Source organism: Variovorax sp. RA8 (genome assembly GCF_901827175.1).
Taxonomy (GTDB): domain Bacteria; phylum Pseudomonadota; class Gammaproteobacteria; order Burkholderiales; family Burkholderiaceae_C; genus Variovorax.
On record NZ_LR594662.1, the window covers coordinates 659,272 to 683,379 of the forward strand.

General features: G+C 69.7%; 22 protein-coding genes. 12 read left to right on the top strand and 10 right to left on the bottom strand.

Annotated features, from left to right (window positions below):
- The first annotated feature begins 136 nt into the window (after window positions 1-136).
- Window positions 137-334 (top strand): hypothetical protein, encoded by a 198-nt coding sequence (locus E5P3_RS03150; protein ID WP_162584643.1) that lies wholly within the window; start codon window positions 137-139, stop codon window positions 332-334.
- A gap of 9 nt (window positions 335-343) precedes the next feature.
- Here the strand turns inward: E5P3_RS03150 and rocF are convergent, their stop codons facing one another.
- The 6 genes from rocF to senA form a co-directional block, all read right to left on the bottom strand.
- A complete protein-coding gene (gene rocF / locus E5P3_RS03155; RefSeq protein WP_162584644.1) occupies window positions 344-1,261 on the bottom strand; it encodes an arginase in 918 nt (305 codons plus the stop codon).
- Window positions 1,262-1,285: 24 nt separating this feature from the next.
- The gene (gene phnE, locus E5P3_RS03160; protein WP_162589511.1) at window positions 1,286-2,041 is read right to left on the bottom strand and encodes a phosphonate ABC transporter, permease protein PhnE; all 756 of its coding nucleotides are present in this window, start codon (window positions 2,039-2,041) and stop codon (window positions 1,286-1,288) included.
- A gap of 131 nt (window positions 2,042-2,172) precedes the next feature.
- On the bottom strand, window positions 2,173-3,009 hold the full coding sequence (locus tag E5P3_RS03165) for a PhnE/PtxC family ABC transporter permease (RefSeq protein WP_174263032.1): 837 nt from the start codon (window positions 3,007-3,009) through the stop codon (window positions 2,173-2,175).
- Window positions 3,006-3,836, bottom strand: a complete 831-nt coding sequence (locus E5P3_RS03170) for a phosphonate ABC transporter ATP-binding protein (RefSeq protein WP_232072964.1) — start codon at window positions 3,834-3,836, stop codon at window positions 3,006-3,008. Before E5P3_RS03170 ends, E5P3_RS03165 begins: the two co-directional genes overlap by 4 nt.
- Window positions 3,837-3,849: 13 nt before the next feature.
- Complete coding sequence (locus E5P3_RS03175; RefSeq protein ID WP_162584645.1) at window positions 3,850-4,716, bottom strand: putative selenate ABC transporter substrate-binding protein; 867 nt, start codon at window positions 4,714-4,716, stop codon at window positions 3,850-3,852.
- Between the two features lie 34 nt (window positions 4,717-4,750).
- The gene (senA, locus tag E5P3_RS03180; protein ID WP_232072965.1) at window positions 4,751-5,968 is read right to left on the bottom strand and encodes a selenoneine synthase SenA; all 1,218 of its coding nucleotides are present in this window, start codon (window positions 5,966-5,968) and stop codon (window positions 4,751-4,753) included.
- Between senA and senB the strand changes: the two genes are divergently transcribed.
- Together senB and selD are read left to right on the top strand one after the other, a co-directional pair.
- Window positions 5,961-6,923, top strand: a complete 963-nt coding sequence (gene senB / locus E5P3_RS03185) for a selenoneine biosynthesis selenosugar synthase SenB (RefSeq protein ID WP_162584646.1) — start codon at window positions 5,961-5,963, stop codon at window positions 6,921-6,923. The genes senA and senB overlap by 8 nt on opposite strands.
- A 30-nt stretch (window positions 6,924-6,953) precedes the next feature.
- Window positions 6,954-8,015, top strand: a complete 1,062-nt coding sequence (selD, locus tag E5P3_RS03190) for a selenide, water dikinase SelD (RefSeq protein ID WP_162584647.1) — start codon at window positions 6,954-6,956, stop codon at window positions 8,013-8,015.
- Here selD and E5P3_RS03195 read toward each other — a convergent pair.
- Window positions 8,005-9,603 carry a WS/DGAT/MGAT family O-acyltransferase gene (locus E5P3_RS03195; protein ID WP_162584648.1) on the bottom strand — a complete coding sequence of 533 codons (1,599 nt, stop codon included), beginning with the start codon at window positions 9,601-9,603 and terminating at the stop codon, window positions 8,005-8,007. The two genes, selD and E5P3_RS03195, sit on opposite strands and share 11 nt — an antisense overlap.
- Before the next feature lie 307 nt (window positions 9,604-9,910).
- Here E5P3_RS03195 and E5P3_RS03200 point away from each other — a divergent pair, with 307 nt between their 5' ends.
- From E5P3_RS03200 to E5P3_RS03230, 7 genes are all read left to right on the top strand, one after another.
- Window positions 9,911-10,462 carry a hypothetical protein gene (locus E5P3_RS03200; RefSeq protein ID WP_174263033.1) on the top strand — a complete coding sequence of 184 codons (552 nt, stop codon included), beginning with the start codon at window positions 9,911-9,913 and terminating at the stop codon, window positions 10,460-10,462.
- A gap of 57 nt (window positions 10,463-10,519) precedes the next feature.
- Complete coding sequence (locus E5P3_RS03205) at window positions 10,520-11,005, top strand: phasin family protein (RefSeq protein ID WP_162584649.1); 486 nt, start codon at window positions 10,520-10,522, stop codon at window positions 11,003-11,005.
- A 16-nt stretch (window positions 11,006-11,021) separates the two neighbouring features.
- Complete coding sequence (locus E5P3_RS03210; RefSeq protein WP_162584650.1) at window positions 11,022-11,654, top strand: TetR/AcrR family transcriptional regulator; 633 nt, start codon at window positions 11,022-11,024, stop codon at window positions 11,652-11,654.
- A 68-nt stretch (window positions 11,655-11,722) separates the two neighbouring features.
- Complete coding sequence (locus E5P3_RS03215; protein WP_197893933.1) at window positions 11,723-12,496, top strand: esterase/lipase family protein; 774 nt, start codon at window positions 11,723-11,725, stop codon at window positions 12,494-12,496.
- A 48-nt stretch (window positions 12,497-12,544) separates the two neighbouring features.
- The gene (locus E5P3_RS36410) at window positions 12,545-12,736 is read left to right on the top strand and encodes an addiction module protein (protein WP_162584651.1); all 192 of its coding nucleotides are present in this window, start codon (window positions 12,545-12,547) and stop codon (window positions 12,734-12,736) included.
- Window positions 12,737-12,773: 37 nt separating this feature from the next.
- Complete coding sequence (locus E5P3_RS03225; RefSeq protein ID WP_197893934.1) at window positions 12,774-13,328, top strand: hypothetical protein; 555 nt, start codon at window positions 12,774-12,776, stop codon at window positions 13,326-13,328.
- 55 nt (window positions 13,329-13,383) lie between these two features.
- Complete coding sequence (locus E5P3_RS03230; protein ID WP_162584652.1) at window positions 13,384-13,767, top strand: RidA family protein; 384 nt, start codon at window positions 13,384-13,386, stop codon at window positions 13,765-13,767.
- A 15-nt stretch (window positions 13,768-13,782) separates the two neighbouring features.
- Here the strand turns inward: E5P3_RS03230 and E5P3_RS03235 are convergent, their stop codons facing one another.
- From E5P3_RS03235 to E5P3_RS03245, 3 genes are all read right to left on the bottom strand, one after another.
- Window positions 13,783-17,004 (bottom strand): bifunctional cytochrome P450/NADPH--P450 reductase, encoded by a 3,222-nt coding sequence (locus E5P3_RS03235; RefSeq protein ID WP_162584653.1) that lies wholly within the window; start codon window positions 17,002-17,004, stop codon window positions 13,783-13,785.
- Window positions 17,005-17,103: 99 nt separating this feature from the next.
- A complete protein-coding gene (locus tag E5P3_RS03240; protein ID WP_162584654.1) occupies window positions 17,104-18,357 on the bottom strand; it encodes a branched-chain amino acid ABC transporter substrate-binding protein in 1,254 nt (417 codons plus the stop codon).
- A gap of 51 nt (window positions 18,358-18,408) precedes the next feature.
- Entirely contained in the window at window positions 18,409-19,080 is a 672-nt protein-coding gene (locus E5P3_RS03245) for a TetR/AcrR family transcriptional regulator (protein WP_162584655.1), read from the bottom strand.
- A 74-nt stretch (window positions 19,081-19,154) separates the two neighbouring features.
- On the opposite strand from E5P3_RS03245, the gene E5P3_RS03250 reads away from it, so the two are divergent.
- Window positions 19,155-20,777: an AMP-binding protein gene (locus tag E5P3_RS03250; RefSeq protein WP_162584656.1), complete on the top strand. Its 1,623-nt coding sequence runs from the start codon at window positions 19,155-19,157 to the stop codon at window positions 20,775-20,777.
- An 11-nt stretch (window positions 20,778-20,788) separates the two neighbouring features.
- Window positions 20,789-24,088, top strand: coding sequence for a carboxyl transferase domain-containing protein (locus E5P3_RS03255; RefSeq protein WP_162584657.1), 3,300 nt, complete (start codon window positions 20,789-20,791; stop codon window positions 24,086-24,088).
- Window positions 24,089-24,108 lie beyond the last annotated feature (20 nt).

The window sequence follows — 24,108 nt, forward strand, 5'->3', positions numbered from 1 at the left end:
TCTAAGGTTCTAAGCGCATGCGAGAGCGTGCCGTAGCGCTTAGTGTTTTGTTTTCTTCGGTGAATTTATTCACTGCCGTTTCGGAGGGTGGCCGGTACGCTTCGCCCATCTTGTTTGTCGATGGAGATTCCCCTTGATGTCCGCCAGCCATCAAAAGCGCACTTTTGAAGAGTGGGCCCGGTCCCTGGAAGAAAGCAATGCCGGCACACTGCCGGAGACAGGCCAGCCGCTGGTCTCGTCCACCGAATGGGCGCGGCTGGAGGACGTGGCCGTGCGGCGCAGCCTGGGCATCTCGGTGCGCGTGTTCCCCAGCGTGTTCGCGCGTCTCCTCTGACGACGCACTTCAGCGCACCAGCGTCGACTTGCCGAACAGGCTCTCGATCAGCTCCACCGCCACTTCCGCCGTGCGGTTGCGCACATCCAGCGCGGGATTGAGCTCGGCGACGTCGAGCGAGGCGAGCCGGCCGGTGTCGGCGATCATCTCCATGCACAGCTGCATCTCGCGCCAGGTCGGGCCGCCGCGTACGCCGGTGCCCACCCCCGGGGCGTAGTCGGGATCCAGGCAGTCGAGGTCGAAGCTCACGTGCAGGTGGGTCTCCTCGTCGATGTCCTGCAGCGCCTCGGTCATGGTGGTGCGCATGCCGTGCTCGTCGATGTGGCGCATGTCGAAGACGTTGAGGCCGAGCGCGCGGATCGCCGCCTTCTCCTCCGCGTCGACGCTGCGGATGCCGATGAAGCGGATCGCATCGTGCTCCAGCGCCGCGGCCTCGCCGCTCCAGCCGCTCAGCGCCTGCGGCCCGTGGCCGAGCAGGCAGGCGACCGGCATGCCGTGAATGTTGCCGCTGGGGCTGGTGCGCTCGGTGTTGACGTCGGAATGCGCATCCAGCCACAGCACGCGCAGCTTCTTGCCGCGCCGGCGCGCATGCCAGGCGATGGCGCTGATCGAGCCGATCGCGAGGCAGTGGTCGCCGCCCATCAGCAGCGGCAGGTGGCCGGCGCCCAGCGCGCGGTCGACGGCATCGTAGACCGCGCGGTTCCAGCTCACCACTTCGTTCAGGTGCCGCAGCCCGTTGGCCGGATCGGCCCAGGGGGTCGCGGGCCCGGCCAGGTTGCCGCGGTCCACGATCTCGAAGCCCAGGCGCGAGAGGGTGCCGGCGATGTCCGCCACCCGCAGCGCGTCCGGCCCCATGCCGGCGCCACGCACGCTGGCGCCGATGTCGGTGGGAGCGCCGATCAGTTCGACCGTGGTGAAGGTGCTCATGGGCGAATCTCCGGAGGGGCCTTCTTACGCGTGGGCGGGTGCCAGGCCGCGCCGAAGCCGGCCGCTCGCAGTGTCCACGATGAAGACCAGCACGAACATGGCGCCGATCACCGTCGCAGACTGCGCCTGCTGGAACAGCGAGAGATGAAAGTACAGCATCTGCCCGAGCCCGCCGGCGCCGACGAAGCCGAGCACGGCGGCCATGCGGATATTCATCTCCCAACGGTACAGCGCATAGGCCAGCCATTGGGGCCATGCGAGCGGCAAGCTGCCGTAGGCGAAGGCCGCGACCGCGCCGCTGCCGGCGTCGCGCAGCGCGCGCTCGGGCGTGGGCGGCACGTTCTCCAGCGTCTCGCCGAACAGGCGGCCGAACACGCCGGTGGTGTGCAAGGCCAGCGCCAGCACCCCGGCGAAGGGGCCGAGCCCGGCCGCCAGCACCATCAGCGCGGCCCACACCAGCTCGGGCACGCTGCGCAGCAGGTTCAGCACGAAGCGCGAGGCCTGGCGCAGCGCCGGGCCGAAGCGGCCCGAGGCGGGCAGCGCCAGTGCGGCGCCGCCCAGCATCGCGAGCAGCGTGCCGACCGCCGAAACCGCCAGCGTCTGCAGCGCGCCCCAGGCCGTCTTGGCAAGGAACGCGGGCGACACGTCGGGCGGAAAGAACTCGGCCACGAACTTCGCCATCGAGGCCAGCGACTCGCGTGCCACGAGCGCGCGGAAGTCGATGCCGAGGTAGAGGAAGCTGGCGATCACCGCGACCAGGATCGCGGCCGTTGCCAACATGCAGCCGAGGCAGGGGCCGGCGGCGCGCGCGCGTTCGGTGGCCGTGGGGCGCATCGAATTCACTGGAGTACCTTCGCCTTCGCCTTCGCCTTCGGCTGCGGTGCTAGTCGCCTTCGGAACGGCCGTTCGGCTCATGCCAGCCACTTCCGCAGCGCCGCGCTCAAGGCATCGGCCATCAGCACCAGCAGCAGGAACACGATCAGGATGCTGCAGGCCTCGCCGCCGTTGAGCATCTTCATCGACTGGTCCATCAGCTGCCCCAGCCCGCCGGCGCCCACGAAGCCCATCACCACCGAGGCGCGCACCGCGCATTCCCAGCGGTAGACGGTGTAGGAGGCAAGCTCCTGCGCCGCGCCCGGCAGCAGGCCGTAGAAGAGTGCTGCGATGCGCCCGCTGCCGGCCTCGAGCAATGCGCGCGCGGGCCGCGTGTCGCCCGATTCGAGGATTTCCGCGTAGACCTTGCCGAGCATGCCGCCGTAGGTGATCGCCAGCGCCAGCACGCCGGCCGCCGGGCCCAGGCCGAAGGCCCGCACCAGCAGCAGCGCCCACACCAGTTCGGGGATCGCGCGCAGCACGGTGAGCAGGCCGCGCGCCGCGGTCCGGATCGCCGCGCCGCGCCGGCGCCCGGGACCGGGGCCGATGCGCGAGATCGACAGCGAGCGCGTCACCACGAAGGCCAGCGGCACCGCGAGCACGAAGGCGAGTGCCACGCCGGCGGTGGCCATTGCGAGGGTTTCCAGCGTCGCACGCGCCAGCAGGCCGAGAAAATCCGCATTCAGGACCGGCGGCAGGAAGCCCGCCAGGAAGCCGCCCATCACGCGCAGGCTGCCGGGCGCCAGCAGCGCCTGGGGCTTGAACTCGGCGATCACCAGCATCGGCCACAGCACCACCAGCGCGAGCAGCAGCGCGCCCAGCCGACGGCGCGCGAGTGGGTCGCGCAAGGGCGGCGGGTGCTGCAGCGCGTTCATCGGCAGGCGATCGGCAGCACAGTCGCGCGACGCTCTTCGAGCACGAAGTCCGGCGCCTGGGTCGGCAGCGCGCTGCCCTCGGTCGCATAGAGCTCCTGCAGCATCGTGCGGCTGACGGCGGCGGCCGGCGCATCGAAGACCACCACGCCGGCACGCAGGCCGACGATGCGGTCGAACCACTTCAGCGCCAGGTCCACCGCGTGCAGGGAGGCGACCAGCGTGGCGCCGGTGGACCGGCTCTGCGCGATCAGCTCGCCCACCGCCAGGTCGGCCAGCGCGGGGTCGAGCGCCGACACCGGCTCGTCGGCCAGCAGCAGCTCGGGCGCCTGGTAGAGCACGCGCGCCATGCCGACGCGCTGCAGCTGGCCGCCCGAGAGGCGGTCGCAGCGGTCGAACAGCCGGTCCGCCAGGTCCAGGCGGGCCAGCGCGGCGTGCGCGCCGGCGATGTCGGCCGGCACCAGCAGCGAGGCCAGGGCGTGCGCGCCCGACCAGGCGCCCAGCCGGCCGGCCAGCACCGCCGTGATCACGCGCAGCCGCGGCGGGATCGGCGGCGCCTGGTGGATCAGGCCCACGCGCGCGCGCAGCGCCTTCAGCGGCCGGGCGCGCAGCTGCCAGGGTCGCGCGCCCAGCAACTCGACGCGCCCTTCGCTGGCGCGCAGCGCGGTCGCGGCGATGCGCAGCAGGCTCGTCTTGCCGGCCCCGGAGGGGCCGATGATGGCCACGCGCGCACCCGGCGCCATGCGCAGCGTGACCGATTGCAGCGCGCGCTGGCCGTTGGCATGGACCAGGCCGACATCCTCCAGCGCCAGCGCGGCTTCGGCAGTCAACGGCGCGGCCCGCCTACTTGATGAGCCCGGCCGAGCGCGCGGCCGCCTCGATGCTGTCGTAGTTCGAGGCCTTGGTCGGGATGAACTTCGAGGCGCGCTGCAGCGACAGGATCTCTTGATGCGCCGGGTTGGCCGCGTCCAGCTTGAGGAAGGCGTCGGTGAGTTTCTTCTGGAGCGCGGGATCGAGTCCGGGCCGCGCGGTCCAGTTGTAGTCGTAGTAGGGCGCGGTGGTGGCCAGCACGCGCACCTTGGCGGCGTTGGGATTCTTCGCCTCGACCAGCTTGTCCCAGACCGACGCGTTGAGCACGCCGGCCTCGGCCCGGCCCGCCGCGACGAAGGCCACGGTGGCGTCGTGCGCGCCCGAATAGGCGACGGTCTTGAAATCCTTGTCCGGGTCGATGCCGGCCTGCAGCAGGAAATGGCGCGGCATCAGGCTGCCCGAGGTGGAAGAGGGTGCACCGAATGCGAAGGTGGCGCCCTTGAGATCGGCCAGGGCCTTGGCCTTGCTGTCGGCGGGCACGATGAATTTGCTGGTGAAGACCTCGTCCTCGGCGCGCTGCACCAGCGGCACCACGCCGCCCTGGGTGCGCAACCTGGCCTGCACGAAGGTGAAGCCCCCGAGCCAGGCCAGGTCGATCTTGTTGCCGGCCAGGCCCTCGACCACGGCCGCGTAGTCGGTGACCGGCGTGAACTGCACGTCGAGCCCGGTCTCCTTCTTCAGGTACTCGCCCAGCGGCTTGAACTTGCGCTGCAGCTCGGTCGGTGCCTCGTCGGGGATGGCCGAGACGCGCAGCGTGGTGGCCGTTTGCGCATGGATCGGCAGGCCGGCGGCCAGCCCGAGCAGGCAGAAGAGGGTGGTCTGGAGGAACTGTCGTTTCATGATGGCCTTGCCGAGGAGGGAAGAGGTCCGCAGTTTAAGGAGCAGCGGTCCTGAAGCCGGCGAACACATCGTTGCGGCCGGGCCGGAAGAAGTTGCGATAGTGCAGGTCGTGCAGCCGCGGGTGCGTGGCGAAGGCGCCGCCGCGCAGTTCCCGGTGGTCGCCGAACCAGGGGGCCGAGTAGTCGCGGTACGGGCCGGGCGCGAAGCCGGGGTAGGGCGTGAAGGTGCTGGCGGTCCATTCCCACACGCTGCGGCCCCAGGAGAAGGCGGGCTGCGTGGCGGCCGCATGCTCCCATTCGCCGGCCGTGGGCAGGCGGCGGCCGGCCCAGCGCGCAAAGGCCTCGGCCTCCCATGCGCTGAGATGGATCACGGGCTGCTCGGGGTCGAGCGGCAGCCAGCGATCGAACCAGCGCGCCTCCCAGTGCCGCGACACGCGCTGCCAGCGCGCGGGGTGGCTGCGCGGCTGGGTCGCGCGCCAGCGTCCGGCCTCGCCGGGCCAGAAGGCCGGATCGTCGTAGCCGCCGGATTCCACGAAGCGCAGGTAGCGGCCCGCCGTGACCGGCGTGGCGTCGATCTCGTAGCCGGCCAGGGTGACTGGATGTTCGCCGAGCTCGTTGTCGAAGGCGAAGCCGCCGCGCGCCGCCGGCCAGCCGATGCGGGCCTGCGCGGCCGGCACGCTGACGGCGGGCGTTTCGGCCAGCCGCGGCAGCGCAGCCAGCCCGTTGGGCGCGGGGTAGCCGAGCGTCGCGCGCAGCCACGCGAAGGCCTCGCCGTGCATGTCTTCGTGGAACAGTGTCAGCCGATGGAAGTACAGGGCCTCGTCGCTGCCGTCGCAGGGCGCGAGCGTGGCCAGGCAGGCCTCGAGCTGGGCATCGAACCGCGCGTCGATCTCGTCCCGCGTCGGCAGCGCCACGGACCAGCGCGCGATGTGGGCCAGCCGGGACGAGTCGAACAGGGCGTCGGGGCCTGCGATCCGCGCCGGCGCGCCGGCCTGCACATGGCCATGCGCATCGACCGCGTGCGGACCGCGCAGCACCCAGAATTCGCCGAACCACGCGAGGTGCGACAGCTCCCAGGCGACCAGGTTCACGCCGGCCTGGCGCGGCACTCGCCACTGCGCGTCGCTCAGGTCGAAGGTCCAGGCCCGCGTGCGTGCGCGGCATTCGCGCAGCGCGGCTGCGAGCGGCTCGCCGGCGAGCGTGCGCGCGTCAGGCATGCCGGTGCCGCCCTGCCAGAATGGGCCAATGAGCAAGAGGCCGCGCGTCCTGATCGTCTCGCCCGCGCTGGCGGATGCGAACAACGGCAACTGGCGCACCGCTTCGCGATGGGGCCGGTTCCTCGCGGGGGTGGCCGAGGTCGAGATCGCGCGCGGCTGGGACGGCGCGGCCTGCGACGCGATGATCGCGCTGCACGCGCGCCGCTCGGCCGAGGCGATCGCACAGCTGCGCGCGGCCCGACCGGCCTGTCCCATCGCGCTGGTCCTGACCGGCACCGACGTTTACCGCGACATCGAAGAGAACGAGGCTGCTCGGCATTCGCTCCAGTGTGCCAGCCAACTGGTGGTGCTGCAGCGCGATGCGCTCGATCGCCTCGGCGCGGACGAGCGCGCGAAGACCCGGGTCATCCTCCAGTCCGCGACTCGCCTGCGCCGCCATGCGGCATCGCGCACCGTGGACCTGGTCGCCGTCGGCCACCTGCGCGAGGAGAAGGATCCGCTCACGCTGATGGCCGCGGCGCGGCGCCTGCCGGCGGACACGCCGATCCGCATCGTGCACATCGGCGAGGCGCTGGCGCCCGAGCTGGCCGAGGCGGCGCGGCGCACCATGGCCGAATGCCCGCTCTACCGCTGGCTCGGCGGCCTGCCGCGCGACGCAGCGCGGCGCTGGATCGCGCGCGCCCGCGCACTGGTGCACATGAGCCGGATGGAGGGCGGCGCGCAGGTGGTGATCGAGGCCGTGCGCTCGCGTGTGCCGGTGCTGGCCAGCCGCATCGGCGGCAACCTGGGGCTGCTGGGCGCGGAGTACGAGGGCTACTTTCCCGCCGGCGACGCCGCGGCGCTGGCGGCGCTGATGGAACGCTTTGCGGCCGAGCCCGCCTTCGCGGCGCGACTGGCGGCGCAGTGCGCCCTGCGCGAGCCGCTTTTCACCCCGGAGGCCGAACGTGAATGCGTGCGGCGCCTGCTGCGCGATCTGCTCGCGCCACCATAATCGGCAAGACCTCGAAAGCGAGACACCACCATGAACGATCGAATCGCCGCCCCGGCCATCCGTCTCACCAGCTTCTCCCACGGCGGCGGCTGCGGCTGCAAGATCGCGCCGGGCGTGTTGTCGGAGATCCTGCGAAACAGCGGCAGCGGCATCATCCCGCCCGAGCTGCTGGTCGGCATCGAGACCGCCGACGACGCCGCGGTCTACCAGCTCAACGACGAGCAGGCGCTGATCGCCACCACCGACTTCTTCATGCCGATCGTCGACGACCCCTTCGACTTCGGCCGCATCGCCGCCACCAATGCCATCAGCGACGTCTACGCCATGGGCGGCACGCCGATCATGGCCCTGGCGCTGGTGGCGATGCCGGTCAACCAGCTGCCGCTGGAGGTGATCGGCGAGGTGGTGCGCGGCGGCCAGGCGGTGTGCCGCGAAGCCGGCATCCCGATCGCGGGCGGCCACACCATCGACTCGGTCGAGCCGATCTACGGGCTGGTGGTCATGGGGCTGGTGCACCCGAAACGTCTGAAGCGCAATGCCGATGCGAAGGCCGGCGACGTGCTCGTGCTCGGAAAGCCGCTGGGCGTGGGCGTGCTGTCAGCGGCGCTCAAGAAGGAGAAGCTCGATGCCGAAGGCTATGCGCAGCTGGTCGCCAACACCACGCGGCTCAACAAGCCCGGCATTGCGCTGGCCGCGCTCGAAGGCGTGCATGCGCTGACCGATGTGACAGGCTTCGGCCTGGCCGGCCACACGCTGGAGATGGCGCGCGGCGCCGGGCTGCAGGCGGTGATCGACTGGCCGCAGGTGCCGTTGCTGCCCCGTGTCGCCGAGATGGCGGCCGAGGGCTTCGTCACCGGCGCCTCGGGCCGCAACTGGGCCGGCTATGGCGCCGAGGTGCGGCTCGATGCCGCGCTGCCGCCGGTGGCGCAGGATCTGCTGAGCGACCCGCAGACCTCGGGTGGGCTGCTGGTGAGCTGTGCGCCGGACAGCGTGCCGCAGGTGCTGGCGCTGTTCCACGAACAGGGCTTCGAGACCGCCCGCGCGATCGGCCGCATGGAGGCCGGGCCGGCCGGCCTGCGCGTCAACGCGTAGCGGCTGCGGCCGCGCCACGGCGGGCCGGGGTCTTGCGCGTGGCGGCGGCTTTGGCGGGCGCGGCCTTTCGCGCCGGCGTCTTGCGCGGCTTGGGCTTCTCGGGCGCCGCCGCTTCGACGGCCGGGGCCTGGGATGCCTTGGCCGCCGGCGCGGCTTGCGCGGATGCTTCGAGCGCCTTGACCCGCGCCTGGATCTCGCGATGCTCGACGAGCAGGTAGTCCGCGATCACGTCCACGTCCGGCACCGCGCGGCGGCAGGCGATCAGCCCGAAGTCCAGGCTGCCGTTGTAGCTCTGCACCGTCATGTTGAGCGCCATGCCATGGGCCGGGATCGACACCGGGTAGTAGGTCAGGAGCTTCGCGCCCGCGAAGTAGAGCGCGGCCTGCGCGCCCGGCACGTTCGAGATCACCACGTTGGCCACCGGCGGCAGCCGGTCCGCCAGCCGCGAGCGGCCGTACATCGAGGCCAGGCCCGACATGAGCCATGGCGCGCCGAAGGACGGGTAGTCGGTGGGGATCGCGGCCTTGATGCTGCCCATCAGGTTCTTGGCCGCTGTGGAGGATTCGCGGATGCGCTCGATCCGCTCGATCGGATCGGCCACGTCGGTCGCCAGCGTCATCACCGTCATCGACACCTGGTTGTTCGACGAGGTGTCGCCCGGCGCGCGCAGCGTCACGGGAATCGCCGCGCTCATCGGCTTCTTCGGCAGCTTGCCGTGGTCCGCCAGGTAGCGGCGCAGCGCGCCGGCGCAGAGCCCCATCACCACGTCGTTGAGGCTGGCACCCAGCTTCTTGCCGGCCTGCTTGACCTCGGCCAGCGGGATCGAGCGCACCGCATAGGCGCGCTGGTTGGTGATGGCCACGTTCAGCGGCGTGCGCGGCCCCAGCAGGTTGAGGTTCTTCGGCTGCTGCCAGAAGCTGGCCCCCTCGCTTCGGGGCTGCGGCACGATCAGGCTCTGCACCGCGCGTGCCATGTCCGGAAAGGTCTTCACCAGCTTGACGTACTGCTGCAACGTGTTGCTGACGGCGGCACCCGCCAGCTCGGCCACGCCCAGTTGGTAGCGGTTGTGGCGGCGGGCCTTCTGGCGCGGCGCCTTGACCGGCTCGGGATGCGGCTCCAGGTCCATGATGGCCTGCGCGAAGGCCGTGCCGGCCTGGCCGTCGATGCCCGCGTGGTGGACCTTCGTGTACATCGCGACGCGGCCGCCCTGCAGCCCGTCGATCACGTAGAACTCCCACAGCGGGCGGCTGCGGTCCATCAGCGTCGAGTGGAGGCGGCCTACGTACTGCTCGAGCTGGCGCAGCGTGCCCGGCCGCGGCAGCGTGACGCGGCGCACGTGGTAGTCGAGGTCCACGTCGTCGTCCTCCACCCACACCGGGTTCGACAGCTCGAAGGGCATCAGCGCGAGCTTGCGCGTGAAGATCTCCGACAGGTGCATGCGGCTCGCCACATGCGCCTGCACGTCCTCGTAGAAATCGCCCTTGTAGCCGGCCGGCAGCTCGAGCAGGTGCAGGCCGCCGACATGCATCGGCGTCTCGGGTGTCTCGGTGTGCAGGAAGGTCGCGTCCAGGCCGCTCAGGTGCTTCATTCGGATGTTTCCTCTTGTTGTCGTGGGCGCATGGTGCGCGATGGAGCGATCGAAAATGATCCGCAATGTCCGCGGGCCCCGATAGCGGGTAAGCCCGGGGAGCCAGGGGCGCGGCGGCTGCGTGGGTCGTCGTAGCATCGCGAGGCCCGGGAAATTGGGGCAGTTGGCCTAACTATCCGACGCTTCTAGTTTTTCAGGCCTAGGGCTTTGCGAAGAAGATGGGGCCATCGCGTCGGAACCATGGCGCGTGCGATGGCAGGATCGGTTCCCGCTGTCGTGTGTCCCCATCCAACTTCAAGGAATCATCATGTCCACGCAGAACATCTCCACCGCCGCCGTCCACGTCATCGGCCAGTACAACGATGCCGGCAAGACCCTGGTCGGTGCCTACCGCGCCGGTGCCCATCGCCTGCTGAACGGCGCCGCCTCGCGCACCAGCGAATTCCTCAATGCCCGGCAATTGCCGCTGGTGAGCGAGACGCTCAAGGCCCGCTTGATCGGCGCGCAGGAGAAGGTCAACGGCTTCCTGGCCAACCGCCTCGACATCGACACCGGCCGCGTCGTCGCCGTGATGGACCGCATTGCCGGCACCACTGCCGGCGGTATCGAGACGGTCGCCAACGCTGCTGGCCGCATCGAGTCGCCGCTTGGCAACTCGATGCTGCAGGCCCTGGGCAACCTGCACCAGCCGATCGCCGCCGTCTCGGTGCAGATCGCCGATCGCATCGCCGCCGGCGCCAAGCAGCTCGAAAGCCGCGTGGCGGGTGCTTCCGACGAAGCAGCGCCGGTCAAGACCGTGAAGGCCAAGGCCCGCACGGCCGCGCGCCGCCCGGTGCGCACCGCGCGCAAGGCCGCCTGAGCGCAGGCGCCATGGCCGGCCGGCCGCCTTTCCGATTGACCTGTCCTGGAGCAACGCATGGCGACTCGCCGCGATGAAACTGTCAGCATGAAGACGAAGGCGGCTGCGGCCGGCAAGAAGACGCTTCCCGCAAAGAAGACGGCGCCGCGCACGAAGGCGGCCCCGGCGAAGAAGGCAGCCCCCGCGAAGAAGGCCCTGCCACCCGGCAAGCAGGCCGGCGCCCAGGGTTTGCTGCGCGCCGGCCTGAAGGCACTGGGCAACGTGCGCGACGACGTCGTCAAGCGCCAGACCAACGTCATCGAGAGCCTGCTCGGCATCGGCCAGCCCAAGGGCGATGCGGCGCCGCGCGGCTTCGCGCTCGAGAGCTTCGGAATCCGCAAGTTCGAGGACGTGTTCGACCAGCGCGTGGCCACTGCGCTGCAGCGGCTGGGCATGCCGACTGCGCAGGAGATCCAGGAGCTGCGCGACCAGATGAAGCGCCTGCTCGAACACCTGGAGCGCATCGAATCCGAGCGCATCGAATCGGGACAGCGCAAGCGCTGAGTCGAATCCAGAGCCCGTGGCCAGCATCAACACGCGCGAGCGCATCCTGCAGACCAGCCTGGCGCTGTTCAACGCGCAGGGGCTCGCCGCGGTGTCCACGCACCGCATCGCGGCCGAGCTGGAGATGAGTCCCGGCAACCTGCACTACCACTTCAAGGCCAAGCAGCTGATCGTCGATCGCCTGTTCCGGCGCTTCGAGGAGCGGCTGGAGCTGCTTAACGCCTCCTCGAATACGGTGCGCGCGATCGACGACCTTTGGCTCGCGCTGCACCTGCGCTTCGAGGCCATCGACGCCTACCGCTTCGTCTACCGCGACATGGCCTTCCTGGCCGGCGAATACCCGGCGCTGGGCCAGCGGGCGCAGGCCCTGACCGCGCAGAACCTGCTGGCCGCGCAAGCGCTGTGCGAGACGCTCGTGGCCGCCGGCGTCATCGAGGCGACGGCAGAAGATGCGCAGATGCTGGCCCTGCAGATGGTCTTCACCACCACCTGCTGGCTCTCCTTCGAGCGGCTGGTGCCGGGGCGCGATGCGCTGCAGCAGGCCGATCCGGGGCTGGCGGCCTTCTACACGCTGACGCTGGTTTCGCCGTATGTTTCCCGCGAATCGAGGGCTTACCTCGATTACCTGCGTGGCAAATACCTCGGATAACCGGCACAGTCCCGCACACAAGGGAACCGTGCGCATGCGCGCGGGGACTCAGAACGAAGGAGAGATTCATGATGGCAGCCGCCGGTGATCCGATCAAACCCCCTTCGCGCCTGCTGCTGCTGGCCGAAGGACGCGCGCTCTGGGAAGCCGGCGCCGCGCTGGCCCTGTGGCCGCTCCTGCAACTCACGCCGCGCGGCGACGGCCATCCCGTGCTGGTGCTACCGGGCCTGGTGGCCAGCGACATGTCGACCAGGCTGCTGCGGCGCTATCTCGAAGGCCGCGGCTACGACGCCCACGGCTGGGGCCTGGGCCGCAACCTCGGCCCGCGCGAGGGCATCGAGGACGGCATGACTGCCAAGCTCGAGGCCCTGCACGCCGAGAGCGGCCGCAAGGTCAGCCTGGTGGGCTGGAGCCTGGGCGGCGTGTATGCGCGCCTGCTTGCCGCGCGCCATCCGCAATGGGTGCGCAGCGTGGTCACGCTGGGCAGCCCCTTCACCGGCAGCGCGCGCGCCACCAACGCGTGGCGAGTCTACGAAGGCGTGAGCGGCCAGAGCGCGGAGGACCCGCGCCGCATGAAGCACGTGCGCCCCACGCCACCGGTGCCCACCACCTCCATCTTCAGCCGCAGCGACGGCGTGGTCGCCTGGCGCTGCAGCGTCGAGGAGGCCGGGCCGCAAGCCGAGAACATCGAGGTGATCGCCAGCCACCTCGGCCTGGGCGCCCATCCGGCCGTGCTCTATGCGCTGGCCGACCGGCTGGCGCAGGCCGAGGGGCAGTGGAAGCCTTTCGATCGCGGGCTGTGGGGGCCGCTGGTGTATCCGGACCCGGGGCGGCCGGAGTAGGCTCGGGCTGATCCATCCGCCGAACGCCGGGACACACACTTCACGACCATGCCCATTGCCCCTTCCGATCGTTCGCACCTTCTCGAGCGGTTCATCGTGAGCCTTGATACGGATCCTGGGACCGAGGAAGCGTGGGAGCGCGAGGCGGACAGAAGGGAAGCGGAACTGAACACCGGCGGGGCGACGGCAGTCGCCGGACCCGAAGCCTTGCGTCGCCTTCGATCAAGGCTGTCTAGGTGACCATCAGCATCGAAAGCCGAATTTCGGCGGCCAGACATTGATCGGCCAGGTGAGTGTGTCCTCTATCCACGCCTGCGAACTGCCGGATCAATCGTTACTCGCACGGTATGCGCATGGCGGTGCCTATGCGGATTGCTACGCGACCGAAGTCGCCGGTGTCGTGTCGCACGCGGCGTACGTCGAAGCGTTCTACACCGGTGCCATCTTCAGGCTGGAAAGATTCCTGCTCGCGCGGCTCGCATCCAAGCCGTCGACGGACGCGCAGGTGAGGCAGCTCGCTGCCGGCGAACGAGACAGCTTTTCTGCCTGGAAGGTAGAGGCGCGAACGGCAGATCAGTTGCTGATGTGCGATCTTGCCGGTCGCACGCGTTCGTGGCTGATGGTGGCGCAGGCGCCCGGCGATTCATCCTCCACGCGCCTGTACTTCGGCTCGGCCGTGGTGCCAGTCGTTGACAAGGTGTCCGGCGAAGCGAGGATGGGCTTTCTCTTCAAGGCCTTGCTCGGGTTCCACAAGCTCTATTCGCGGGTGCTGCTGCACGCGGCCCGATCGCGTCTTCGCGCCGTGCTTGAGGAAGACAAAAGAAAAGCCTGAGGCTGCGCTGCGGCCAGGGCGAGAATCGCATTCCCTCGACTTCGCAAGCCAGCCCATGACACGCAGACTCATCAGCTCCGGCTCGACCTTCGAGCAGGAGATCGGCTATTCCCGCGCCGTGGTGGACGCCGAGTGGGTGTTCGTCTCCGGCACCACCGGCTTCGACTACGCGACCATGACCATTCGCGACGGCGTGGTCGAGCAGGCCGAGCAATGCCTGCGCAACATCGCCGCGGCCCTCGCCGAAGCCGGCGCCTCCTTCGCCGACGTGGTGCGCGTCACCTACGTGCTGCCCAAGGCGGACGACTTCCCCGCCTGCTGGCCCGTGCTGCGCAAGTACTTCGGCGAGTCCAGGCCGGCCGCGATGATGATCTCGGCAGGGCTCGCCGACCCCCGGATGAAGATCGAGATCGAGGTCACCGCGCGCAAGCGCGCCTGAAATCCCGGGCGGGGCTCAGTTGCCCGCCCACACGTCCAGCACGTAGCGCCTGTCGGCGATCATGCGTTCGAGCCAGGCATCGCCATCCTGTCCATGCTCGCGCGCGATGTCGGACAACGCGCGCCGCACGTCGGGCTCCATGCGCGAGCCGTCGCCGCACACATAGACGATCGCACCCTGCTCCAGCAGCCGCCAGACCTCGGCGCCCTGCTCGCGAATGCGGTCCTGCACGTAGACCTTGCGCTCGCCGGCGCGCGAGAAGGCGGTGAAGAGCCGCACCACGCCGCGCTCGGCCCAGCCGTTCAATTCGTCGGCGTAGATGAAATCCTGCTCCGGATGGCGGCAGCCGAAGAAGAGCAGCGCCTCGCCGGGCGCCGTGCCCTTGGCGATCTGCGCCTCGCGCTCCTGCAGGAAGCCGCGAAAGGGCGCGAGGCCCGTGCCCGGCCCCACCATGACCAGCGGCCGCTGCGCATCTTCGGGCAGCCGGAAGCCCTCGGCCGTGGTCTCGCGCACCACGCCGTGCACCAGCTCGCCGGCCTCGGCGCGCGCCAGGTAGCTGGAGCACACGCCCTCGAACCTTCCCAGGCCCGAGCGCGCCGGCCCGGCCACCACGCCCACCGTGATGCTGCAGCGCCCGCCATCGACCAGCGGCGATGAGGAGATGGAGTAGTAGCGCAGCGAGAGCGGCGACAGCATTTCCAGGAAGAGCGCGAAGGGCAGCTGGCAGGCCGGGAATTCCTCCAGCAGGTCGAGCACCGACTTGCGCTTGTGCAGCACCTCGCTCCTGTAGAGCGCAGCCGAGGCCTCGTCGGCGCCCGACAGGGCCTCCAGCCTGGGCCGTGTGAAGGGGCATTGCGTATGCGCCGCGAGCTGGGCGATCTGCTTGCGCGTGGCCACGTCCTGCAGCTCGACGTAGTCGCCCAGCAGCCGGTCCACCGCGATCACTTCGTCCACCGGCAGCGCGGCCTTGCGCCCCGGCGCGGCCTGCAGCCGCACGTGGGCCTTGCGGTCGAAGCCGAAGCGCGCCATGGCTCGCTCCACCTGCGCCGCGCCGTTGCGCGGCACCACGCTCAGGTGGTCGCCGGCGCGGTAGCTCACGCCTTCGGGCAATTGCAGCTCGACGTGGCGCGTGGAGCGGTCCTGCGAAGGGTCGTTGCCGCAGCGTTGCAGCTCGCGGTTCTCGAGCACGCGCAGGCCCACTGCGCCCAGGGCATCGACCAACGCGTTCTTCTGCGGCGGCGGCATCTCTTCCAGCGTGTAGAGCGGCTCGCTCTGCAAGGGCGCTGAGTCGGCGTCCTTCAGATCGAAGGCCTTCGCCAGCTGCGGCCACAGCGCATCGCTCCAGTCCTGGAAACTTCCATCCATGTCCTCGCGCGCATCGCCCTCGCCGCGCGCATGCACGCGCGTGGCGCCCAGCGCGGCCAGGCGCTCGTCGATGCGCCGCGGCACGGCCTGGTAGGTGGAGGCCCAGTCGGTGTTGCCGCAGCCGAAGACGCTGAAGCGCACGCCGTTGAGCGAATCGTCGGCAGTGTCGAGCCAGCGATGGAACTCGGCCGCGTTGTCCGGCGCCGTGCCGTTGTAGGAGGCGGAGACGATCGCGACCGCGCCGCTGGCGGGCAGCCGCTCGGCATAGTCGTCCAGCGATGCGAGCTGGGTCGAATAGCCGCGCATCTCGCCGGCTTCGGCCAACTGGCGCGCCAGGTCTTCCGCGGTGCCGAGGTTCGAGCCCTGCAGCACCAGAAGCGAGGTGCCATGGCGTGCGGCCTGCGGCTTGGCCGCGGCAGGCCGCGGGGCCGCCGCCTGCACGGGTTGCGATGCGGTGGAGTCGCCTCGCGCGCGCGTGGCCGGATCGCGCGGCACCGCGCGGATCTTGAAGCCCTCCGGCTTGATCGTGAGCGCCTCGCGGATCTTGAGCTGGTAGCCGGTGTGGTCGACCAGATCGAAGCGCTGCAGGATCATGCCCAGCGTGAGCACCGCCTCCTGGAGCGCGAACTGGCGCCCGATGCACGCACGCTGCCCATTGCCGAAGGGCTTGAAGGCATTGACCGGCCGCTCCCGCTCGGCCTCCCGGCTGAAATGGTCGGGGTTGAAGCGGTCCGCGTCCTCGCCCCAAACCGTCTTGTCGCGGTGCAGCGCGAGCGCGTGCAGGATCACCATGTTGCGCCGCTTGATCGTGTACTGGCCGCCGATGGTCGTGTCCTCCTTGGCGGCCATCGCGACCGCCGGCGCGGTCGGGAACATGCGCAGCGATTCCTTGAGCACCTGCAGAACGTAGACCAGGCGGTTGACCTGCGCGTAGGTCGGCTTCACCGAGGGGTCGGGGCCGAACACGTGGTCGACTTCGGCTTGTGCCCTGGCCATCGCCTCGGGGTTGTTGAGCAGGAAGTAGATCGCGAAGGACAGCAGCCCGCTCGTGGTCTCGTGGCCCGCGATCAGGAACTCGATGCACTCGTCGCGGATCTGCCGGTCGTCCAGCCGCTCGCCGGTCTTCTTGTCGACGCCGGCGATCATGTAGCTCAGCAGGTCGGGCTTGGTCGCGATGTCGGCCCCGCTCTGGCGACGCTCCTGGATGATGTCCTCCACCATCTTGTGCATGAAGCGGATGTCCTTGCGCTGCTGCGCCAGCTCCTTCTTCAGCATCAGCTCCTCGAGCGGGATGCCGCGCCGGTTCTGCACTGTCTCGAGCGTGCGCACCATCGCGTCGACGAAAGGATGGAAGCCCTCGCGGTAGAAGGAGTTGAAGCGGTAGCCGAAGCCGCACAGGCCGATGGTGTCGAGCGTGAGCGCGGTCATGTCGCGCACCACGTCCACCTCCTCGTCGAAGTTCAGGCGCTCCCACTTGGTCACCAGCTGCTCGGCGATGTCCAGCATCATCGGGTGGTAGGCCTGCATCGCGCGCTGGCTGAAATTGGCCAGCAGGATGTTGTGCGGCTTGGACCAGGTCGACTCGTTCGTGTCGGAGGTGAAGAGCCCATGCGAGAGCGCGCGCAGCCGGCGCAGCGTGCCCTTGGTGCTCTTGTCGAAGCGCTTCTCGTCGCACAGCTCGTCGACCAGCGCGGCCGAGGAGACCACGATCACCGGCATGCCCGGCATGTCCAGCCAGTAGATCGGGCCCAGCTCCTGCGCGATCCTCCACATGTCGAGCACCGGCGACTCGGAGCCGATCGACAGGATGTTGCCGACGAAAGGCTTCCTCGCGGGATGCGGGATCGGATAGAGCGGGTTCTTGCCTGCCATGGTGTTCTTCGACCTCCTGGTCAGCCCTTTGCGAGCGACATCGCAGTATCTCGATGCCGCCGCGCGCGGCGGGCAGGGCTATCCCTTAGCGCAAGGGGATCAGGAAGCGGGCCGCACCATCTTGCACTCCGTGCCCTGCGCCAGCTCGTTGCCCGTATAGACTGCATCGGTGCGGAAGCCGTAGTTCGTGCCTTCCCAACCCACCTTCACCGCCTTGCCGTCGACAGGCGCGATGGTGTTGACCACCTGTGGCAGCAACAGCTGGTGGTCCTCGGCGCGCATGCGCACGGGGCCGACCACCGAATCGAAGCTCATGTCTTCCATCGCGCGCGCCACCTTGATGGTGTCGGTGCTGCCGGCCTTGTTGATGGCAGCTGCCAGCAGCCGCGGCGTGAGCTCGATGCGCGGCGCCAGGAAGTCCTTGCTTGTCTTGGCCTTGTAGGCCTTGGCCAGCGCATCGGCCTTCGGCCGGTCGGCCTGCCCCGGATGCCATTCGGCCACCCAGGTGAGCTTGCCCAGCTTGGCCTGCGACACCGCCAGCACCGTGCCCGGAACCGAGCCCGCGCTGTGGTTGAAATAATGCAGGTCGTAGCCCGCGTCGCCCGCGGCCTTGAGCAGCAGCGTCATGTCCTGCCCCCAGTTGCCGGTGATCACCGAATCGGCGCCGGCCTGGCGCACGTTGGCCAGGTAGGGCGCGAAGTCCTTCACGCGCCCGATGGGGTGCAGCGTTTCGCCCACGAACTGGATGTCGGGCCGCGCCAGCCCGACCAGCTGCCGGCCGTAGCTGGCCCATTGCTTGCCATGTGCGTAGTCCTGGTTGAGCAGGTAGACCTTCTTGATCTCCGGCGTTTTCTTGATGTGGTTGGCCAGCGCCTTCATCTTCATCGCGGTGTTGGCCTCCGTCTGGAAATGCCAGAAGCTGCAGGCCTTGCCCGTCATCTCGGGATCGATCGAGGAGTGGTTGAGCACGATCAGTTCCTTGCCCGGATTGCGCTGGTTCCAGCGGTTGACCGACTGCACCAGCGCCGTCACCACCGAGGAGCCCGAGCCGCCGGTCACGATGGCCTGGGCGCCCTGGTCGATTGCGGCTTGCAGCGCACTCTGGCTCTCCTGCGCCGAGAGCTTGCTGTCGAACTGCAGCAGTTGCAGCCTGGTGCCGCCGAGGACGCCGCCCTTGGCGTTGATGTCCTCGATCGCGTACTGCGTGTGCGTGAGCATCAGCTCGCCGACGTTCGCGAAAGGGCCCGAGAGCGGGTCGATGTAGGCGATCTTGTAGGTCTGCTGGGCGTGTGCGGCGCCGGCGGCGAGCACTGCGGCGGCGGCCAGAGGCGCGAGCGCGAAGGTGGACTTCATGGCTTGTCTCGGAAAGTTGGGGTGGACGAAAGGGAAGGACGCGCGGGCCGGTCAGCCCCCACGCTCGCGCAGGCCCAGCACGCGCCACGAGAGCTGCGTGAGCTCGGCCACCACCTCGTCGGGCGAGAGGCGGCCCTCGGGCCGGTACCAGCTGTAGAGGAAGCCGGGCAGGCTGAGCGCGGCCAGCGCGGTGATCTTGGTCTCGTGAAAGTCCAGGTCGCCATCGCGCCGCGCCTCCTCGAGCAGGGGACAGAGGCGGTCGTAGAAATGGTGCGCCAGCTTCTTCTGCGCCGCGACGTACTCGGGCCGGTAGACCTGCGGCTCGCGGTACGGAAAGAAGGCGCAGGGATGATGGGCCACCGTGGCGCGGATCAGGCGCTCGATGCCTTCCTTCACCTTCTCGACGGCGGGGCGCGGATCGCCTTCGGCGAAGTCCAGCGAGGTGAAGCAATCGACCGTGGGCTGCCACGAGAGCGTCTCGAAGATCTCCTGCTTGTCGCGGAAGTAGTAGTAGACGAAGGGCTTGGTGACCTCGAGCGCGCGCACGATCTGGGCCATGGTGGTGTTGGCATAGCCCTGCGTTGCGAAGAGCTGCGCGGCCGCCTGCAGGATGCGCTCGCGTTGGACGTCGGTCCCCGCGGTGGCCGCGCGCTGGCGGCCGGTGCCCTGCGGCAGGTCGGTGCGGTCAGAGGGTTTGCGAGGTGTCGCCGAAGTTATACCCATGGGTAGGATTGTTGGAGCACCATCGGGGCTTGGCAAGCGGCCAGTCCTATCGATAACCCTGTGAGAGTGACGCCATGGAGACATTGACCCGGCTCCCCGATCGCCCCGAGCAACCCCTGCACGAGTACCTGCGCGCGCATGCGCGCGAGCGCGGCAGCCATCCGGCATGCATCTGGTACGGCCATTCGATGAACTACGCCGAGCTCGACGCGGCGAGCGATGCCTTCGCGGCGCGGCTGCAGGCGATCGGCGTGAGGAAGGGCGACCCGGTCGTGCTCTTCCTCAACAACTGCCCGCAGTACCTGGCGGCGCACTTCGGCATCCAGAAGATCGGCGCGATCGTCTGCCCCAGCGGCCCGCTGAACAAGGAGCACGAGCTGGCCTACCAGGTCAATGACCTGAACGCGCGGGTGATTGTCGCGGCCTCCTCGCTGCTGCCGGTGGTGGACAAGGTGCGTGGCCAGAGTGCGTTGGCGCACGTATTCGTGGTGCACTACGCGGACCTGCTGCCGCAGGCGCCCACGCTCGACCTTCCAGGCGACCTGGCCGCGGCGCAACGCGAGCCGCGGCTCGTGCCGGACGGATGCGAGGACTTCCTGGCCGTCATGAAAAGCGGAGCGCGCCCGGCACCTGTCGCCCTGTCGATGGACGACGTTGCGCTGATGACCTACACGTCCGGCACCACCGGCCTGCCCAAGGGCGCGATGCTGAGCTACGGCAATGCGCTCTTCAAGACGCGCGCCGCCGCCGACTGCAACGGCGTGGCAGGCGGCGACGTGCTTCTGTCCATCGCGCCGCTCTATCACATCGCCGGCATGCTGATGGGCGTCAACGTGCCGGTGCTCACCGGCGCCACCTCGGTGCTGCTGCACCGCTTCGAGCCTAGCGCGGTGCTCCAGGCCATCGAGCGCTACCGCGTCAGCTGGTGGTACAGCATTGCGCCGATGAACGTGGCATGCATGCAGGTGGAGGGCATCGAAGGCTTCGACCTGTCCAGCCTGCGGATGAATCCGGTCACCAGCTTCGGCATCACCTTCACCGAGCCCCTGGCCGCGCAGTGGCGCAGCGTTGCGAAGAACTGCGCATCCTTCGAGGCGGCCTATGGCTTGTCGGAGACCCACACCTGCGACACCTACACGCCGCACCATGCGCCGCGCTGGGGCACGCAGGGGATCGCGGTGCCGGGTGTCACCATCCGGATCATCGACCCCGACTCCGGCGCCGACCGGCCCGTGGGCGAGATCGGCGAGATCGTGCTCACGAGCCCCGGCAGCTTCAAGGGCTACTGGAACAAGCCGGAAGCGACCGCCGCGACGCTGCGGCACGGGTGGGTGCACACCGGCGACATGGGCAAGCTCGATGCGGACGGCTACCTGACCTTCATCGGTCGCTTCAAGGAAATGATCAAGGTCTCGGGCTACAGCGTCTTCCCCGAGGAGGTCGAGACCCTCCTCGTCAAGCACCCGGCCGTGGCGCAGGCGGCGGTGATCGCCGAGCCCGACCCGGACAAGGGCGAGGTGGTCAAGGCCTTCATCGTGCGCAAGCCTGGCGCTGCGCTCGAAGCCGACGCGCTGGTGGCCTGGGCGCGCGAGAACATGGCGCCCTACAAGGCGCCGCGCACGGTGCGCTTCATCGATGCGCTGCCCACCACGGGCGCCGGCAAGGTGCTGCGCCGGCTGCTGAAAGACCATCCCTGAAAGGGCCTGCGTTGTTCAAGAAGATCCTTGTGGCCAACCGCGGCGAGGTCGCGGTGCGGCTGGTGCGCGCGCTGCGCGACCTGGGCATGGCGAGCGTCGCCGTCCATGCGAAGGACGATGCCGCGGCCCTGCACGTTCAACTGGCCGACACGGCGGTCCCGCTCGGCCTCACCGGGCCTGCCGCGTACCTGGACGGCGCCGCGCTGATCGAGATCGCGCGTGCCGAGGGCTGTGATGCCGTGCATCCCGGCTACGGCTTTCTCAGTGAGAGGGCCGATTTCGCGCAGGCCTGTGCGGACGCGGGCTTGTGCTTCATCGGCCCTGCGCCGGATCAGCTCGCGCTCTTCGGCGACAAGGCGCGTGCCCGCGCGCTGGCGCAGCAATGCGATGTGCCGGTCATGCCGGGCAGCGCCGGTGCCGTGACGCTGGCCGAGGCGCAGGCCTTCTTCGCCGCGCAGCAGGCCGACAAGGCGGGCGTCATGGTCAAGGCCATCGGCGGGGGCGGAGGGCGCGGGATGCGCGCCGTGCTGAGTGCGTCCGACCTGCCGCAAGCGCATGCGCGCTGCGTGTCCGAGGCGAAGGCCGCCTTCGGCGTCGAGGGCGTGTACGTCGAGCGGCTGATGCGCCACGCGCGACATATCGAGATCCAGGTGCTGGGCGATGGACGTGCGGTCGCGAGCCTGGGCGAGCGCGAATGCACGCTGCAGCGGCGCTTCCAGAAGCTGGTCGAGATCGCGCCCAGCCCCTCGCTGCCGACGGAATTGCGCGAGCGCCTGACGCAGGCCGCGCTGCGGATGGCGAAGGCCGTGGGCTACCGCGGCCTGGGCACCTTCGAATTCCTGGTGGATGAAGAATCGACGAGCCTGCCCTTCGTCTTCATCGAGGCCAATCCGCGCCTGCAGGTCGAGCACACGGTGACGGAAGCGGTCACCGGGCTCGACCTGGTGCAGTTGCAGATCGGCGTCGCGGCAGGGCAGCGGCTCGATGAACTGGGCATCGAAGCCGATCGCAGCGCGCCGCAGCGCGGCTTCGCGGTGCAGTGGCGCCTCAACGCCGAGACACTCGACGCGCAGGGCCAGGCGCGCCCGGCCGGCGGCGTGCTGTCGCGCTTCGACCTGCCTGCCGGCCTCGGCGTGCGCATCGACACCCACGGCTACACGGGGCTCGCGCCCTCGCCGCACTACGACACGCTCCTCGCCAAGCTGATCGTCCACACCGCCTCGCCGCGCTTCGACGACGTGCTGCGGCGCTCGTTGCGCGCACTGGAGGAATGCCGCATCGAGGGCGTCTCGACCAACCTTGCGCTGCTGCGTGCGATCGGCGAGCGACCGGAGTTTGCGACGCAGAAGCTGCACACCCGCTTCGTCGAGGAGCACCTGTCCGACCTGCTCGCGGCGGCCTCGCGCATCGATGCGGCGACGGCCGAGGCGGCCCACCCGCCGGCGGTCGAGCCGAAGGCGATGCCGCCGCAGGAGGACGGGAGCGGCCTGGTGGTCAAGGCCCCGATGCCGGCGCGACTGGTGCAGTTCGAGGTCGAGGTGGGCGACATCCTGCCGGCCGGTGCGCAGCTCGGCGTGCTCGAGGCGATGAAGATGGAGCATCTGCTGCATGCGCCTGCAGCAGGCCGCGTGGTCGCGCTGCTCGCCGCGCCCGGCGACTACCTGGTGGAGGGCCAGTCGCTGCTGCGGCTCGAGCCGGTGGATGCGCAGGCCGCCGAGGCCGAATTGCATCCCGAGCAGGACCTCGATGCGATCCGGCCCGACCTGCAGAAGGTGATCGATCGCCACGCCTTCACGCTCGACGCCAACCGCGGCGCAGCGGTCGCGAAGCGCGAGGCTAAGGGCGGCCGCACCGCGCGCGCCAATATCGCGGACCTCTGCGACCTGGCCGAGGAGCCGGCCAACTTCAATGAATACGGTGCACTCGCGATCGCGGCGCAGACGCGCCGCCGCCCGCTGGAGGACCTGATCGCCAACACGCCGGCAGACGGCATGGTGACCGGCATCGGCAGCGTCAACGCGAAGCAGTTCGGCCCCGAGAAGTCGCGCTGCGTGGTCATGGCCTACGACTACACGGTGCTTGCCGGCACGCAGGGCCTGCGCAACCACCAGAAAACCGATCGCATGCTGGGCATCGCGCACCAGCTGAAGCTGCCGGTGGTGCTGTTCGCCGAAGGCGGCGGCGGGCGACCGGGCGACACCGACATGCCGATCGTCGCCGGTCTCAACAACCACACCTTCAGCCGGTTCGCGGCGCTCTCCGGCCAGGTGCCGGTGGTGGGCATCGTGCACGGGCGCTGCTTTGCCGGCAATGCGGCGCTGCTGGGCTGCACCGACGTGATCATCGCCACCGAGGCCAGCAACATCGGCATGAGCGGGCCGGCCATGATCGAGGGCGGCGGGCTCGGCACCTTCGCGCCCGAGCAGATCGGGCCCAGCGCCGTGCAGTCGCGCAACGGCGTGATCGATATCCTCGTGGAGGACGAGGCGGCGGCGGTGGCGGCGGCGAAGCAGTACCTCTCGTACTTCCAGGGTTCGATGCGCGAATGGCAGTGCGCCGACCCGCGCGCGCTGCGCCATGTGGTGCCCGAGAACCGGCTGCGCGTGTACGACGTGCGCGCCGCGATGCGCGGCGTGGCCGACACCGGCTCGCTGCTGGAGCTGCGCGCCGGCTTCGGCGCCGGGATCGTCACCGCATTGGCGCGCATCGAAGGCAAGCCGGTGGGCCTGCTCGCGAACAATCCGCACCACCTCGGCGGCGCGATCGACGTCGAGGCCGCCGACAAGGCCGCGCGCTTCATGCAGCTGTGCAACGCGCACGGCCTGCCGCTGGTCGCGCTGTGCGACACACCTGGCTTCATGGTGGGCCCGGAGATCGAGGCACAGGCCCAGGTGCGCCATGTGTGTCGCATGTTCATGGTGGCCTCGCACCTGCGCGTGCCGTATTTCGCGGTGGTGCTGCGCAAGGGCTACGGGCTGGGCGCGCAGGCGATGACGGCTGGTGGCTTCGACGCGCCGGTCTTCACCGTGGCCTGGCCCACCGGCGAGTTCGGTGCGATGGGGCTGGAAGGCGCGGTGCGCCTGGGCTTTCGCAAGGAGCTCGAGGCCGCGGCCGAGGGCCCCGAGCGCGATGCCTTGTTCAAGAAGCTGGTGGCGCAGCAGTATGCGAACGGCGAGGCGATCCACATGGCGCAGACGCTGGAGATCGATGCGGTGATCGACCCGGCCGACACGCGCGCCTGGCTGGTGCGCGGACTGGCCTCGGCCTCGGTGGCGCCGCGGCCGGCCACGCCGTTCGTGGATACCTGGTAGCCCTCACGGGCCTGCGTCCG